Origin of the sequence: Cytobacillus praedii (genome assembly GCF_001439605.1) — a bacterium.
Taxonomy (GTDB): Bacteria; Bacillota; Bacilli; order Bacillales; family Cytobacillaceae; genus Cytobacillus; species Cytobacillus praedii.
This window is the reverse complement of the sequence record NZ_LMBX01000005.1, coordinates 1-17079: the sequence shown is the minus strand read 5'-3', so window position 1 is coordinate 17079 and position 17079 is coordinate 1. Positions and strand designations below refer to the sequence as shown.

The window sequence follows — 17079 nt, the reverse complement described above, 5'->3', positions numbered from 1 at the left end:
AAACTGCCCTTTTAATAAAAACTAAGAGAAAAAGCTGGGGTGAATAATATGGGATTATTGAATTCATTTAACGAGTGGAGGGCCAATCGGCACGAAAAGCATCTATCGAATATGAAAGATGCCAACAAATGCCCAGAATGCTACGGACGCGGATTTTCCATTTATCCTGGAAACGAATATGCTTATCACTCAAATTTATATGATTGTCCAGGCTGCAACGGCGGTGGCACATATTCAGACTGGGAGGAATACCAATAGTAATGCAGAAGTGCCTTATTGACTCCAAACTGAAATTGGTGTGCATTGTGACATAGTTTTTGTCCAGAGAGGTTAGCCGCTGGAGCTAGAGATGCACGGTTACACTACTTCTCTTACAAAGAAAAAGTACCGACACAGCATCAGTTACTTTTGCCGTGTCGGTACCTATGTTTTCAAGCGGTAACCATTTGGTTCCCACCTTGTTTTTTTGCTCGATATTGTGCTTGATCAGCAGATTTCTTTAACGAGTCAACGCTTGACCCATGTTCTGGATAAACCGCAACACCTGTACTTATCGAAACAGTTATTTTATTTTCTCCTACATTGATTGGGTGCTGGACTAAATACTCTGCTAAATTCTCATGGATCGTTTCAACTAGGCCGTTTAAACTAGAATTTATGATAATCATAAATTCATCTCCTGCATAGCGATATCCAACGATATGTTCATTACAAATGCTTTTAATTCCATCTCCTAATACTTTTAAATATAAATCTCCAATATCATGACCAAAATTATCATTTACTTTTTTTAATCGATCTGAGTCAATCATCATTAAGGTTACTTCTTTTCCGTACTCACCAATTAAATTCGAAAGATCATTATGGAATGCACGATGATTCTTTAATCCAGTTAATTCATCTGTTTGTGACATTAAATAGATTTTTTCATAAAGCCGCGCCGTCTCAATGGAATGAATAACTTGATTGCCAATTATTTGCAATAACTCCTCATGCTCTTTTCGATAAGCAAAATCAGAAACACTTTGTGCAGAGATTACCGCTTTCACTTGATCATCAATAATAACCGGAACAAAAATACCGGATTTGGTATCGGTTACACCGAAAGTCGCATCCGTTTGATCATGACTTACTTTTTTCGGATGGACGATTTCTTTTGTCCGAATCGCCCTTGAAGTAAAATTATTTCCTATTTTAACGTATTCTTGAGGGTAGAATATCCCTTTTTCAATCATAAAAATAAAGTCTATAAATGAGTCTCCTTCTGTATATAAAGCGATAAAAAACGAATCTGTCGGCATCACTTGAGAGACCATTTCATATGCCTTTTTTAGTAGAATTTCCTCATTTAATGTCTTACTGCATACCTGTGCAAAATCATGTAAAATTTTATAATGCTCGTTCAGCCAGCTCATATTTTCCATCTGCACATTTACTTTTTGCAATTGTGATAATAAGGACTCAACCGCTTCTTTGTCTTCATTGTCTCCTATTGTTTTTACAATGTCTGAATAAACATCTCTTGTAATGATGTTTCTTTCTGTCCCTACTTTCTTCAGCAGATTTGTAACAATTCGAAGAACCTTATGAATTCCTTCCATATCCATACACTTCCAACGTATTATTTTTCAACAAAAAATAGATTAATCGCATACCGATTAATCTAACTCGTTTATAGTTATCTTCGGTAGCTGGCTGGCATGATCGTTTGACTTTAGCCCCTTTAGCTTTGCGCCCTCATTTTTCAATGAATTTGCCTTTCTCTTATTAAGTTAGAATTCTGAAAAATCACAAAATAGGTTATATTTATACTATATAGTTCTTATTTACTATAGTCAATTGATTTTCATATAATTTCCATTAAATATAAGAGCTGATCATTATTTTTAATATGAGCCTGATGTTTATATTTTATCATATAGTCAATCAAATTTAATAATAGAATGCGCTTAAAAGGGAAATATAACTAACTTTACTTTCCCCTTAAAACGAATTACCCTGCTTGTTCTATAATAAACTTTTTCTTCTGAACATAGATAAGTCTTAATGATAGACAAACACCCGCTGCAAGTAAGCCAATCGTTAACCCAATCCAATATCCTGTAGCACCTAAATTGGTTTGGTGTGCGAGGAGATAGCCCACTGGGAGACAGATTAACCAGTACGCAATTAATGTAATGATAAATGATAGATTTACATCCTTATATCCTCTTAGAGCTGCTTGTGCTGTGGCTTGAATCGCATCAGATATTTGGAAAAATAGCGCATAAATTAGAAAATGTGCAGTGAGTGAAATTACTGCCGCTTCATTAGAGTAGAATCCCGCAACCTGATAACGAAATAAAACAACTAGTAAGCCTGTTACTAACGCAATAATAATGGATAAATAGATGCCTAACCAACTATATGCCTTCGCATCTTTATACCTTCCCGCTCCAACCTCAAATCCGACAAGTACAGTCTGAGCCATGGAAATACTCATTGGTATCATATACAAAAAAGATACGATATTAAGAGCTGATTGATACGCAGCAATGGTCGTCACATTAAATTTACTTAATAGAATGGTTACGACAGCAAACATACTTGTTTCGAAGAAAATAGATAGCCCCATTGGCACACCGATTTTCAATATCTCTTTACACTTTTCAAAAGAGTACCCTTTAAAATTTGAAAATACGTTAAAAGATGAAAATGGGCTTTGCGTTTTAATAACGAATATAATCATAAATAATATTAACCAATACGTGACCGCCGTTGCATAGCCTCCTCCTGCACCACCTAGTTCAGGAAAGCCAAAGCGGCCAAAAATTAGTACATAGTTAAATATTAAGTTTATCGGTAAGGCCAAGATTAAAATAACCATGACGACACGTGTTTTTCCTAATGCATAAATAAAAGATCTTAATACATTGAAAGCAAATAATGGAATGATCCCAAAACTCAGGCCAATCAAATAATCACGAGCTGTATTTTGTACATCATTTGGGAGATTCATCTTCGTTAATAAAGGGTCTAACAGAAAGAATCCAATAATGATAACTGAAACGGCTATGAAAATCGCTAAATACAGGCCATTTTTAACAACTGATGTCACTTCTCCTGTCTTCTTTTCTCCGTAGCTTTGTGCCACAATTGGTGACACAGCGAGAAGGATTCCGCTTAACCCTGTAAATACCGGATTCCAAATGGATGAGCCAATGGCGACTCCAGCTAGATCTGATGAATGATACTTACCCGACATAATCGTATTGAAAAATACCATAGAAAACATGCCGAGCTGTGTAATTAAAATAGGAATCAATAAAATGAATATTTGCTTCATCTTTTCCTGTATGGTAAATGTTTGGTTCATTATGGAAAACTCCTTGAATATAATATTATCCAATAATAGCAGACTCATATTTTTACTTAAATAGATTTCTATTATTTTTTATAACAATCTTTTATTGCGAGACTAATTAATCTATTTTATGATAATATCAACTAATATTTCGATAATAAAAATATTTATGAAATCAATATAGAAAAGTCTGCCGCACTATGCTGATACATAAAGGCTAATTCTATAAGCTGTCAAATTATTTAATATACAGTAAAGGAGATTACCAATGACCGCTTTTGTTAACCAACGCGATGGAATTTTCCCATCAGTTTGCCCGCTCGATTGCCCTGATCAATGCGGATTGCTGCTCCACAAAAAAGACGGAAAAATTATCAAGGTAGAAGGGGATCCAAATCATCCAGTAACACAGGGAAATATATGCAATAAAGTTAGGAATATGAAGGAAAGAATATACGATAAAAACCGCCTAACATCTCCATTGAGAAGAATTGGAGCAAAAGGCGATGGGAAATTCAAACAAATTAGCTGGGATGAAGCCATTGATATAATCACTTCTCGCTGGAAGAAGCTAATCGAAACAGATGGACCAGAGAGTATTCTTCCTTATAGCTTTTATGGAAACATGGGGAACCTTACCGCAGAAGGAATGGATCGTCGATTCTTCCATCGGCTAGGAGCCTCCCAATTAAACCGGACCATTTGCCAGTCTGCTGGTACGACAGGCTATAAATATACAATGGGGGGCAGTATTGGCATTGATCCAGAAGATACTGTTCATTCCAAACTGATCATCTTATGGGGGGTCAATGCAGTCAGTACGAACATGCACCAAATCACACTTGCCCAAAAAGCTCGAAAAAATGGTGCAAAAGTGATTGTTATTGACGTTCATAAAAATCAAACCGGCAGAATGGCAGATTGGTTTATTCCGATATTACCAGGGACAGATGGTGCACTTGCACTTGGACTGATGCATATTTTATTTGCTGAAAACCTGGTTGATGAAGGTTTTTTACAGAAATATACTATAGGACATAATGAACTGCGTGAGCACGTGAAGCAATACGATCCTTTATCCGTTTCCAAGATTACTGGTATACCTGTAGAAGACATTTATAGCCTGGCAAGAATGTACGGCGAAACCACTCCTTCTTATATTAGAATTGGAAACGGACTGCAGCATCATGATAACGGTGGGATGTCTACACGGACGATTGCATGTCTTCCAGCCTTAACAGGGCAGTGGCTTACAAAGGGCGGAGGTGCCATCAAATCGAATTCAGGCTTTTTAGCTTTTAATGAAGCAAGCTTGCAGCGCCCAGATCTATTAAAAAACAAACAAACACGAGTAATTAATATGAACGAAATTGGCAAAAAGCTTCTCGAGCTAGACCCTCCAATTAAATCCATGTATGTATATAGCTGCAACCCTGCAGTTGTTTCACCTGAAGGGAATAAAGTTCGGGAAGGATTGGGACGTGAGGATTTGTTTCTTGTCGCACATGATCTATTTATGACCGAAACAGCCAAATACGCTGATATAGTGTTGCCTGCGACATCTTCATTTGAGAATACAGATTTTTATGGGTCTTACTGGCATCATTATATGCAAATTCAACAGCCAATCATTGAATCCTATGGCGAATCAAAATCGAATGTAGAAGTGTTCCGATTACTAGCAAAAGGTATGGGATACACTGAGGATGCTTTTACTGAAGCAGAATCTGAAATGATTACTCGTGCGCTCGATCATCCAGCAAATCCTTATCTCACTAACATAAATTATGAGGCATTAATAGAGCAGCAATATGTAAAGGCGAATGTAAAGCCGCTATTACCAGGAAAACTGCCAACACCTAGTGGGAAAATTGAGTTGTTTTCAGAGATGATGAAACAGGATGGGTATCCTCCGTTGCCAACATATACACCAATTGTAGAAGACGGCAATTTTCCTTACTTGTTTGTTCCTGCTCCTAATCATAATTTCTTAAACTCAACTTTTTCAAACATTCAAAAGCACCAATCGCTTGAAAAAGAGCCGCGAATTCATATGAATGTTAATGATGCAGAGACTGCAGGAATTACGGACGGAGAAATTGTGCGCGTTTGGAATCAGCGTGGAGAATGTAATTTAAAGGTTTCAGTTGGCACCAATGTTCTACCAGGTGTAATTGTTTCACAAGGTCTATGGGCAAATATTCCTGGAACAAAACAACTTGTCAATTCTCTTACACCGGATCGTTTATCAGATATGGGCGGTGGTGCAACCTTCTTTTCTGGACGAGTAGAGGTAAGTAAGATTTAATTTGGAGGATCCATTTCCTTATACCAAATCATATCAATCTCATTAAAAAATGGAAAAAGTGCTTAGTATATAGCTCATGAGGAGCTTTCCATGCTAAGCACTTTTTATTATTTTAACGGATGAAAGTCCGATAGATGGTTTCAAATTCTTGCTTAGGTAAAGGCCTGCTAATGTAATACCCTTGAATTTCATCACAGCCAATATCCTCTAGAATATCTATCACTTCTTTTGTTTCTATCCCTTCTGCAACAACCTTTAAATTCAGTTCATGCGCGAGAAATGTAATTGCTTTCACAATAGCGATATCTTCTCTATTTTTAGATACTTCGTGAATAAAGCTACGATCAATTTTGAGCGAGTGTATAGGAAATTTTCTTAAGTAATTTAACGAAGAATAGCCCTTTCCAAAGTCATCGATTGCAACGCCAACACCCATTTTTCGTAATTTCTCTAAACATTCAATACATTCATCTATATTATCGATAAAGCTATTCTCCGTAATTTCTAATTCTAACAGGTGTGGGTCCAAACCCGTTTTCTCTAATACCTCTTCAACAACTCTGTGGAAGTTTGGTAAGCGGAAATGTAATGGCGAAATATTTACTGCCACTCTTAAAGGAGAAGAAAAGCAAGATTGATTCCACTCCTTGTTTTGTGCACAGGCCATTTCTAATACCCAATTATCAATTTTAATAATCAAACCGGTATCTTCAGCAATGGGGATAAATTTATCTGGCGGGATGTTTCCAAACATGGGACTTTTCCATCGTAATAGAGCCTCCATCCCATTGATCTTTCTTGTATTCAATTCTAACTTTGGCTGAAAATATAATTCTAGTTCTTTATTATCAATTGCTTTTCGCAGGTGATTTTCAATTAACAGTGCTTCTTCATTTGCTTGGTTCATTTCTTGTTCATAAATACAAAAATGATTACGCCCTTTCAGCTTTGCTGCGTACATAGCAATATCTGCCTTCTTCAATAATGAATCACTATCTTCCCCGTGCTCAGGATAGAAGCTGATCCCCAGACTGCATGTAGTAATGATTTCGTTTCTATCTAAATGAATAGGCTGTTCAAAGATTGTTAGGATCTCTGCTGCATATTTACTTGCCATACCTGAACTTATCATTTCTGGATAAATAATAATAAATTCATCTCCAGCAAGTCGATAAATTTCCGCATCTGATCTTATACCCTGTTTCAATTTTTTAGCTACTGCCTGAATTAATTGGTCGCCAACCGTATGCCCTAAAGAATCATTAATTTGTTTAAACCGGTCTAAATCAAGAAAAAAAACGGCAATTTTTTTATTTGAATGTTTCATTAAGTGATGTAAATCATCACAGAACTTTCTTCGATTTGGTAAACTTGTCAATATGTCATGAAAGGCCATGAATTCTACTTCTTCTTGAACTTGATGCAGTTCTGTGATGTCATTGGTGCAGCCAATGATTTCTACTACCTTGCCATCACGATAAATCGGGGATAAATAGGTTAATAGCTGTCGTTCCTTATAAGCATAATTATATGTAATTGGCTGACCAAGAAAGGCATGATCATATTTACTTTTAAGCATATTAGCTATTTCTATTGGATACACTTCATCTGGTTTTTTGTTGCGCATTTTTTCATTTTCTAAGCCTAATCGATAAGCAAGTTTTCCTTCATTCAGAATGTAAACAAAATTTCCATCTGGATCTTTAGTTACTTTGAAAATTAGGTTATTCATAGAATTAACGACATGCGTGAAATCATTTTGCAATGCTTCAACTAATTTTTCCTGGGCAAGCTTTCCTTCGGAAATATCTGTTCTTATCGCGATATGCATAACAGGTTTTCCATCTTGATCCTTTAAAGGAACGATCGTCGTTTTTACCCAATAAAAGCTCCCATCCTTTGCCTTATTTTTCACCTCACCCTCCCATATTTCTCCTTTGTTAATCGTTTGCCACATTCTTCTGAAAAAAGATTTCTCATGGTAGCCAGAATTTAGGATTTTATGATTTTGGCCAACTATCTCTTCCATATCATATTTTGACAGTTCGCAAAACTTCTTATTAGCATATATGATTTTACCGCTCGTATCTGTAACAGCAACAATAACTGATGCATCTAACGCATATCTTAAATTTGCATAATCCTCTAAGAAGGTTCCTATCTGCTGAAAATCCTTTTCCATTTGAAGCAAATTATTATAATTCGAACGGCTATTTCTAAAAATCTCCTGTAAAGAATCAATCCATGGCTTTACTTGATTCTGATCGAACATATACTCACTCCCTTACACAAAACAAAAACGACAGAACTTATTTTTATACATCATTATGGATACTATCAATATACTAGTTCTTTTTTATCATATTTTGTCAATTACTACAATATTATGTCGAATTTACACTGTACTCAACGTGTGAATAAAAAAAGTTGAATTATAGGGTTTTTGATGATAATATGATTGAATTTTGAACGATTTGTAATATTTTAAACCCTTTATGTAATTGCCATTAATATTTTGGACGTTACTAACATGCGTATAATTATTCAATTTTTAACAAAAAAATAAATAGAGAGCATAGCTGCTCTCCATTTATTCTAAATTTTTTTCAACTCATAGGACCGCTGATCAATTAATCTTTTTCCATTACGATCGATATGTCCTTTTTTTATTCTTGTAAGAATTGGTGATACACGAATGACATCTTGCAGCTTTTCACCTAGATCCGTTTGCAAATCAGTATCAGATTCAATGAATAACTCGAATATATCTTGATTATTTTCTCTTTTAATGATTCCTTGGAATGAGCTGTATCCAGCTTGTTCTAGCACGAGTGCTAGCTGTTTTTCTCTCACGAACATCCCCTTCACTTTCACGCCATCACTTATTCTTCCGAGTACACCTGCTAACCTTACCCCTTCATGGCCCTCAACCCATCTCGAAAGGTCCCCTGTTCCGAATCGAATAAGCGGATAACTTTTATCAAAAAGTGTGACAACCACTTCTCCTTCACCAGTTAAAAGCTCCTCTCCTGTTAGAGGATCACAAATTTGGATAATAGCTGAACTAGATATCTTTAATCCTGGACCTAATTTATCTTCATATGCTAAACAGCCGCAGTCTGCAGTTCCATAACCTTCAAAAACAGATATTGCCTTTTCCTCGCATCGTTTCCGCATTTCGGCTGTCAGCATTTCAGCTATAAAAAATGCCTTTTTCAAATGAATATCTTTTCCAAAAGTCCAGCCCTTCTCTTCAATTGCATCAAGTAAAATTGAAAAGAAACTTGGCGTCCCTACATATCCTGTAACCTGTAAATCCTTCATAACTTGAATTTGAAGTTCCCGATTGCCAGTTCCTGCAGGAATTACTGTTGCTCCTAATTCTCGAAGTGCAGAATCAAACATAAATCCTGCGGGAGACAAATGATAAGAAAATGTATTTTGGACAATATCCTTTTCACTATAGCCTGCAGCAAGAAGAGCTTCAGAAAAACGCCAAAAATCTTTTTCATGTGTTTGGGGATCATAAATCGGTCCTGGAGACATAAAAATTCTTGCCATATCTGATGTTCTTATCGTTGCTAAATGGCCAAATGGCAGATTTTCATTTTGTACTTCAGGCAAATCATCCTTTTTCAGCACCGGAATTTTTGCTAAATCCTTTATTGATTGAATATCTTCTGGACCCAAACCGGCTTTATCCATTTGTTTCCTAAAGCCATCTGCATTCTTGTATGCATATTGGATAACAGCCTTAAGTGATTCCATCATAGCCACCTCTTTCTTCTTTTATACGATTTAATATTTTTATAGTTTTTTCTCCCTTTGTCACTCATGCCTAAATAGAACTCTCGCACATCCTGGTTTGCTAATAAACGTTCAACCGAACCGTCCATAACGATTCTGCCATTTTCCATAATATAGCCATAGTCTGCAATTGAGAGCGCTACATTTGCGTTTTGTTCTACTACTAGAATCGTCGTACCTTCTTCTTTGTTTATTTTTTTGATGATTGTAAAGATTTCTTTTACAAGTAATGGAGCTAATCCTAGCGATGGCTCATCTAATAGCAATACTTTCGGCTTTGCCATGATTCCTCTGCCGATTGCAAGCATTTGCTGTTCTCCTCCTGATAAATAGCCTGCCTGTCTATTTTTTAGCATTTCAAGTTTTGGAAAATAATGATAGACCTTTTGGATATCTTCCTTAATATTTTTTCGGTCCTTTCTTGTATGTGCACCTGCAATTAAATTTTCCTCTACAGTTAATTGTTCAAATACACGGCGTCCCTCCATACATTGGAAAATTCCCTTTTTGACGATTGTTTCCGCATCGCTCACATCAATCCGCTCACCATAAAGTTCAATAAATCCATCCGTTACTTCGCCATTTTCACTTTTTAGTAATCCGGAAATGGCTTTAAGTGTTGTTGTTTTTCCGGCGCCATTGCTTCCTAGAAGAGCAACTATTTTTCCTTTGGGAACGACCATGGACATTCCTTTTAACACAAGAATGACCCGATCGTACATCACTTCTACATTATTGATCGTCAGCATGGATTTCCTCCTTTTTCATTTTATTCGGCACTTTGAACGGATATTGCCAGCTTCAATTGTTTATCGTCCAGTATTCTAGTTTTAAAGGCCACTCTCGTCCTAATACGAGCTACTTCTTTATATTCAAATACTTATAAAAAGGAGCGTCGGCCGAACGCTCCTCCTACTTCTTAGTAACTTATATAATCAGTTATTACTTCAAATTTCCCACCCTTAACTTTTGCAAGACGGATTTTGTTTGTACCTGCATGATTATCAGCTGTAAATGTAACCGGTGCAGCTAATCCGCCAAGATCTAAATCTTTTAGCTGCTCAATTCCCTTACGAATCCCTTCTCCTGTCGTAGGGTCATCAGCTATTTTAATCGCTTCCACCATAATTTTTGCTGACACCCAGCCCTGAATAAACTTTTGGTTTTTATCTTCTAATTTCTCCCCATTGTCCTCCAAATACTTTTTAATTTCCTCCATACCTGGAAGGTCTTCATAAGGAAAGGCATGTGTAACGACACCAATGAATCCTTCTGCTGCGTCACCCGCAAGCGGGATTAACCCTTCTCCTGTCGCCCAGTTTAAGCCAATAAATTGCGTATCAATCCCAAGCTTTTTCGCATCCTTTAATATCGTTGCAGTGGCACCCCATGTTTGCTGGATAATCGCATAATCTGGATTTTTCTTTTCCATATTTAAAAGCTGAGAAGTTGCATCTAATGCCTGTACATCGATAATTTGCTCATCAACAACTTCCATTCCTAATTCCTTTGCAAAGCTTTTCCCATCTTCAATAGGAGATTTTCCAAAAGCAGTATCATTATAAAGGAAGGCGATCTTTGGTGTACCGCCGCTATGGTTTTCCTTTATCCATTTCAAAGCCGACCTTGCCTGATCGGAATAGGAGGCTGCCGTTAAGAAGTTATATGGACTCTCTTTAATATCTTTAAGGTTTTCTGAATATGAACCAGAGAAATATGGAAGTTTATCAGCTGCTACTTGTTGCCTCAGAGCCTCAGTATCGCCGGTTCCCCACCCTAAAATGCCTGAAACTTTATCTTTTGATTTTAATTTTTGATACATTTTTTGTGCTTCAGGAATCTTGTATGCATAGTCGTCACCAATTAACTCTAGCTTGTAGCCATTGATTTTCTCATCTTTAATAAAATCAAAATATGCCTCTGCTCCTTCAGCATACGGTGTGCCCACATCCCCTGTTCCACCAGTCAGGTCAAAGATACCGCCGATTTTGATGGTTCCCTTGCCATCGCCTGAACTTTTTTCTTCGCCTGAACATGCCGCAAGTACTCCTACCGCTAACACCAATACAAGAAAACTCGCCCAAATCTTTTTCATTCTTCTCCCCCTCATATTGTAGAAATTTTTTTCATAAGTGAAAGTTCTATAAAATTACTTTCATCATTAGTAAATTAGTAGGAAAATGGCCATAGCTTAAAATAGTCTTTAATATTCTTCCATATTTTCGCTAGACCCTCTGGCTCATAAATTAGAAATAGAATGATAACAAGTCCGAATACGACCTCTTTCATCCCATTTAATACGTTTGATAAATCAGGGAAAACTCCGCTTAATAATTCGACTCCTGTTCGAAGAAAGACAGGAAGCAATGTAATAAAAACAGCTCCATAGATGGAACCAAACACACTGCCTAATCCACCAACGAGAATAATAGCTAAATATTCAATAGAAACAGTAATGCTATATAATTCTGGACTCACTACCATCGTATAGTGTCCAAGCAACGCACCTGCCACTCCAACAAAGAATGAACTGACAATAAAGGCGAGTACTTTATATTTAAACAAATTGATTCCCATTACTTCTGCAGCAATATCACGGTCTCTTACAGCAATAAAGGCTCTTCCAACACGGGAGCGGAAAAGATTCAAAGTAAAGATAGTAGTACCTATAAGAATCACAAACATTAAATAGAAATAGCTTGTTTCACTATTAAAAACGAAGCTGCCAATTTCTGGTCTTGAGAGTACCATACCCGCGGTTCCGCCAGTCAATGTATCCCACCTGGAAATGACAAACAGGATTATCACTTGGGCTGCAAGTGTAGCAATGGCTAAATACAACCCTTTCAGCCTTAAGGATGGCAAACCAAAAAGCCCGCCAACGATTGCCGTAATAATGCCAGCTGTCGGCATCGCAATCCAAAAGCTTAAACCGAGTTTTGCTGTCAAGATAGCCGATGTATAACCGCCTACTCCTAAAAAAGCTCCTACCCCAATGGAGATTTGTCCAGTGAAGCCAGTTAGAATATTTAGTCCTAAGGCACCGATCGCGGCTATTCCACATAATGTAGCAAGACCAACAATGTAATCGGAAGCAATTAATGGAAAGATGGCTAGCAGTGCGACCATAACCATTACACGCACCCTTACTCTGGAGATTTTCCAAATGGCCAAATCTTGCTTATAATTCACATGGAACTCCCCACACCCCATTACAAAAGGATTCTTCATCCGATTACACCCTCTCGATTTCTTTTTTCCCAAATAGGCCATATGGCTTAAACATTAGAATAAATACTAAAATAATAAAAGGCATGACTTCTTTTAAACCGCCTCCTACTAATGGATCCAAGTAACCGCCAGTCATCGTTTCGATTACACCAATAATTAAACCGCCGATAATCGCACCGGGAATGCTATCAAGTCCGCCAAGAATGGCAACTGGCAATACTTTCAATCCAATGGCCGACAGCGAGGCATTGACCCCATTGATATTCCCCAAAAGAATTCCCCCTACTGCAGACACGACCGCAGCAATCGCCCATGAGACGGCGAAAATTGTTTTCACACTAATCCCCATCGACATCGCAGCCTGCTGATCATCTGCGGTTGCTCTCATAGCAATTCCAAGCTTTGAATATTTGAAAAAGAAGGTGAAAATGATAAGCATGATGATGACGATGACAAGCGACCAAATATAGACAGGTGAAATAACTACTTCTCCTAACCGAACGGGTGCTTCTGGGAATATCTGTGGAAATACTCTTGTTTCATGTCCCCAAATAATATGAACAAGTCCAGCCAATGCACTCGATAACCCAATGGTTGCCATAATCATGGAGATGACCGGTTCCCCAATAAACGGACGGAGTACAATTCGCTCGATGACAAAACCAAGAACAGCACTGAACATAAGAGCAATAAATAATGCAACAATAAAAGGAATATTGTAAGCGGTTATTAATGTTAGACAAACATAGGTCCCAATTAACAAAAATTCACCTTGTGCAAAATTGATGGCATCACTAGATTTATAGATTAATACAAATCCAAGTGCTACCAGGGCATAAACACTGCCAACAACGATCCCTGTAACTAGCATTTGCAAAAAAAAGGCCATTAAGCAGCTCCCTCTCCTTCATCCATAAAGATTACTTGAAGTGTTGTATGAATCGTTTGTTCCTTTCCGTCACGGTATCTAATTTTCCCTTCTACATGTATTCGTTCTTCTTGTGTGTACATCCCTTCGATAAGTGCTTCATATTTTTTGGCAACAAATTGTCTTCGTACTTTCTTTGTTCTTGTCAGCTCTTCATCATCCGCATCAAGCTCTTTATATAAGAGAACAAACTTTTTCACACGTGCTTTTTCAGGCAATGATTGATTTATTTCATTTACTTGTTTTTGAATTAACGCCAGCACTTGTGGTTTTGATGATAAATCTGTATAGGTTGTATAGCTAATTTGATTTTTCTCTGCCCATCTCCCTACATTTTCCATATCAATATTAACCATTGCCACAACATATGGACGATCTTTGCCAATGGCTACTGCCTCTTGAATATAGGAGCTAAATTTTAGTTTGTTCTCTATAAAATTTGGTGAGAACATTTCACCCGACTGAAGGCGAATGACATCTTTTATCCGATCGATAACATAGAGATGACCTTCATCATACAATCTTCCGGCATCTCCAGTATGCAGCCACCCCGATTGAATTGTTTCTTTCGTTGATTTTTCATTTTTATAATAGCCTTTGCAAATACTTGAACTCTTGATTAGAATTTCTCCTTCATTTGAAATTTTCACTTCTGTTCCAGGGATTGGAATGCCAACACTGTCCAATTTTATATCCCTATCCCGATGAACAATCGAAATCCCTGAAACTTCTGTCTGTCCATAAATACTTTTCACATTCACACCAATACTATGGAAAAATTCAAACACATCCGGCCCTAAAGGAGCACCGCCAGTATATGCACGCTTCATACCAAGCAAGCCTAAGTGATCTCTAATTGCACTGAACATAAAATAATCGGCTATTTTGTATTGCAGCTTCGTTTTAAATGAAATTTCTTTATTTTCAAAATGGGCTCTTGCAACCTTTTCTCCGATTGGCTTGCACAAATGATAGATTTTTCTTTTTAGCCAGCCGGCATCTTGAATTTTCACTTGAAATCTTGAAACCATATCTTCATAAATTCTAGGTGGGCTAAACATTACTTGAGGTCCAATTTCACGCAGATTCTCTAACACGGTGGAAGGTTCTTCAGGGAAATTTATCGTCATGCCATTGTATAGGCCCATTCCCATTGTCATCATTTGCTCGCCAATCCAAGCAAGAGGCAAAAAGGATACATACTCATCCTTTTCTGTTAGCGGGTCAATAGTTGAAAGGTTTTTTGCCATATCAAGCAGGTTTTTATATGTAAGCATGGTTGCCTTCGGATTGCCAGTTGTACCGGATGTATAAGAAAATATTGCGACATCATGCTCACTTCCTTTCTTAACTTCTGATTGAAAAATGTCGGGTTCCTCTTCAGCTAAGGATTTCCCAAGTGCTTGGACTTCTACAAAACTCATCAAAGCATCATCCTGGTAATTCCTCATTCCACGCGGGTCATAATATATAATGTTTGTTACCTTTGGAATCTCCTCTTTTATTTCAAAAATCTTATCAACCTGCTCTTGGTCTTCAACAACAACAATCGTTGCATCACAATGGTCCAATATAAAGCTTATTTCATTCGGCAGCGACTCTTGGTAAATTCCAACTGAGATTCCGCCTAAAGCTTGCGCTGCCAATTCACTTATTACCCACTCAGGCCGATTATCTCCGACAATGGCTACCTTATCACCTCTTTTTAAGCCTAGCTTTGCAAATCCAAGGCTTAGACTTATTACTTGATCAAGATATTCTTGATACGTAATCTCATTCCAAATGCCAAAATCCTTTTCCCTTAGAGCAACTTTCGAACCAGCTCTTACTGTCCTCTCAAGTAATAATTGAGGAAATGTCTTATTCAAACTCGACATAGAATGGCTGCCTCCTCTTTAAGTACCAAGTATTCCACTGCCTTTTCCCTTTTATCGAGATATTGCCTAGCCAACATTTTCTTCTCCAAGATACGCGTCAATTACTTTTTGGTTATTTTGGATTTCATAGGGAGTGCCGTAGCCAATTAATTTTCCAAAATCAAGAACAGCAATATGATCAGAAAGATCCATGACAACTCCCATATCATGTTCTATTAGAATGATCGTTGTTTCCATTTCCTCATGTATGTCAATGATATAGCGTGCCATATCCTCTTTTTCTTCACTGTTCATCCCTGCCATTGGCTCATCTAATAATAAAATCTCCGGCTCTAGAGCTAATGCACGTCCTACTTCCACACGCTTTTGCAATCCATAGGCTAGTCTTCCAACAGGTGTGTCACGGATATGTTCAATTTCTAGAAAATCAATTACTTCCTCTACTTTTTCGCGATGCAGCACTTCTTCTTTTTGGGCTTTTCCCCAATAAAATCCACCAGCGAGAAGTCCAGTTTTCATTCGAACATGCCTGCCAAGCATCAGATTGTCCAACACAGACAAATGCGGGAATAATTCGATATTTTGAAATGCCCTAGCAATTCCAAGTGCGGCACGTTTATGGGGTTTAAAATGTGTAATTTCTTCTCCCTTAAAGTGCACAGAACCTGCAGTTGGCTTGTACAGCCCGCTGATGCAATTTAACATACTCGTTTTCCCAGCCCCATTTGGGCCAATTAATGAGAATATCTCTCCTTTCTTTACCTGATAGGAGACTTTATCAAGTGCAACTACGCCTCCAAATTTTAGTGTTATGTTGTTCATTTCTAAAATACCCACCTACCCATTCAACCTCCAGTCTTCTGAAAGAATGTTTATACTTTTATAAAATTTTGAATATTTAAATATACTCTTTACCATTCATATTATTCCTTCCGCCAAAAAAATATTAGATGATTATTTATACATATATTTTTATATCTATGAGACGAAGCACTAGAAAATGCAGCTACTGCTTACGGATTTGTTCATTACTCATAATTATTCCTCTCACATGTAGATTTTTACTGTTAGATTGTGATACCATCTATAAAGATTAGGAAGTGATAACAATGATAAAAATTGATATGCCCTCTCCAGAAATTGTGATAACAAAAAAACGGAATCAATCCGGAGAGACAAGTGGTTCAGAGATAAGCAGTGTATACGGATTTACAGAATATCATCGTATCCCGAGAGATAAAGGCGGACTTATTCTTTTCTTTAATAAAGATGAGGAGCTTTTATTTGTTGGTAAGGCGAGGAAATTAAGACCGAGAGTTAAGAAGCATTTTGAGGATACTGTTTCTCCAATGAAAAAGTATCGAGATGAAGTTTATAAAATTGCTGTTTGTTTGGTCGAAGACCCTATGGAAAGAGAAATATACGAAACATATATTATTAATACTCTTAAAGCAAAATATAATATTGATAAAGTTTTCTATCGATAATAAAAAAAGGATGCTCTGCCTCCTTTCAGATTGTCGACAAAAGGGGTTCGGAATGGTCTCATTCCGAACCCCTTTTTATAAAAAAGTCCTTAATTTTT

13 protein-coding genes and 1 riboswitch are annotated in these 17079 nt (G+C 37.2%); of the genes, 3 read left to right on the top strand and 10 right to left on the bottom strand.

Annotation, left to right across the window (positions count from 1 at the left end; genetic code table 11):
• Positions 1-48 precede the first annotated feature (48 nt).
• Positions 49-258, top strand: a complete 210-nt coding sequence (locus ASU02_RS06920; RefSeq protein WP_057762364.1) for a hypothetical protein — start codon at positions 49-51, stop codon at positions 256-258.
• A gap of 173 nt (positions 259-431) precedes the next feature.
• Here the strand turns inward: ASU02_RS06920 and ASU02_RS06915 are convergent, their stop codons facing one another.
• Both ASU02_RS06915 and ASU02_RS06910 read right to left on the bottom strand, forming a co-directional pair.
• Positions 432-1601 carry a sensor domain-containing diguanylate cyclase gene (locus ASU02_RS06915; RefSeq protein WP_057762362.1) on the bottom strand — a complete coding sequence of 390 codons (1170 nt, stop codon included), beginning with the start codon at positions 1599-1601 and terminating at the stop codon, positions 432-434.
• 82 nt (positions 1602-1683) lie between these two features.
• Positions 1684-1768: riboswitch (cyclic di-GMP riboswitch) on the bottom strand.
• Between the two features lie 225 nt (positions 1769-1993).
• Positions 1994-3355, bottom strand: a complete 1362-nt coding sequence (locus ASU02_RS06910) for an MATE family efflux transporter (RefSeq protein ID WP_057762361.1) — start codon at positions 3353-3355, stop codon at positions 1994-1996.
• Positions 3356-3611: 256 nt separating this feature from the next.
• Between ASU02_RS06910 and ASU02_RS06905 the strand changes: the two genes are divergently transcribed.
• Positions 3612-5651 carry a molybdopterin oxidoreductase family protein gene (locus ASU02_RS06905; protein ID WP_057762359.1) on the top strand — a complete coding sequence of 680 codons (2040 nt, stop codon included), beginning with the start codon at positions 3612-3614 and terminating at the stop codon, positions 5649-5651.
• A 112-nt stretch (positions 5652-5763) separates the two neighbouring features.
• Here the strand turns inward: ASU02_RS06905 and ASU02_RS06900 are convergent, their stop codons facing one another.
• The 8 genes from ASU02_RS06900 to ASU02_RS06865 form a co-directional block, all read right to left on the bottom strand.
• A complete protein-coding gene (locus tag ASU02_RS06900; RefSeq protein ID WP_057762357.1) occupies positions 5764-7923 on the bottom strand; it encodes a sensor domain-containing protein in 2160 nt (719 codons plus the stop codon).
• Between the two features lie 323 nt (positions 7924-8246).
• A complete protein-coding gene (locus ASU02_RS06895; RefSeq protein ID WP_057762356.1) occupies positions 8247-9419 on the bottom strand; it encodes a phenylacetate--CoA ligase family protein in 1173 nt (390 codons plus the stop codon).
• Positions 9419-10207 carry an ABC transporter ATP-binding protein gene (locus ASU02_RS06890; RefSeq protein ID WP_057762355.1) on the bottom strand — a complete coding sequence of 263 codons (789 nt, stop codon included), beginning with the start codon at positions 10205-10207 and terminating at the stop codon, positions 9419-9421. Before ASU02_RS06890 ends, ASU02_RS06895 begins: the two co-directional genes overlap by 1 nt.
• A gap of 170 nt (positions 10208-10377) precedes the next feature.
• Complete coding sequence (locus ASU02_RS06885; protein WP_057762354.1) at positions 10378-11553, bottom strand: ABC transporter substrate-binding protein; 1176 nt, start codon at positions 11551-11553, stop codon at positions 10378-10380.
• A gap of 74 nt (positions 11554-11627) precedes the next feature.
• Positions 11628-12689 carry a branched-chain amino acid ABC transporter permease gene (locus ASU02_RS06880; RefSeq protein ID WP_057762352.1) on the bottom strand — a complete coding sequence of 354 codons (1062 nt, stop codon included), beginning with the start codon at positions 12687-12689 and terminating at the stop codon, positions 11628-11630.
• Positions 12690-12693: 4 nt separating this feature from the next.
• Entirely contained in the window at positions 12694-13578 is an 885-nt protein-coding gene (locus ASU02_RS06875; protein ID WP_057762349.1) for a branched-chain amino acid ABC transporter permease, read from the bottom strand.
• Entirely contained in the window at positions 13578-15494 is a 1917-nt protein-coding gene (locus ASU02_RS06870; RefSeq protein ID WP_198317414.1) for an AMP-binding protein, read from the bottom strand. Before ASU02_RS06870 ends, ASU02_RS06875 begins: the two co-directional genes overlap by 1 nt.
• Positions 15495-15560: 66 nt before the next feature.
• Positions 15561-16316 (bottom strand): ABC transporter ATP-binding protein, encoded by a 756-nt coding sequence (locus ASU02_RS06865; RefSeq protein ID WP_408607258.1) that lies wholly within the window; start codon positions 16314-16316, stop codon positions 15561-15563.
• Between the two features lie 287 nt (positions 16317-16603).
• Between ASU02_RS06865 and ASU02_RS06860 the strand changes: the two genes are divergently transcribed.
• Positions 16604-16981 carry a nucleotide excision repair endonuclease gene (locus ASU02_RS06860; protein ID WP_057762345.1) on the top strand — a complete coding sequence of 126 codons (378 nt, stop codon included), beginning with the start codon at positions 16604-16606 and terminating at the stop codon, positions 16979-16981.
• Positions 16982-17079 lie beyond the last annotated feature (98 nt).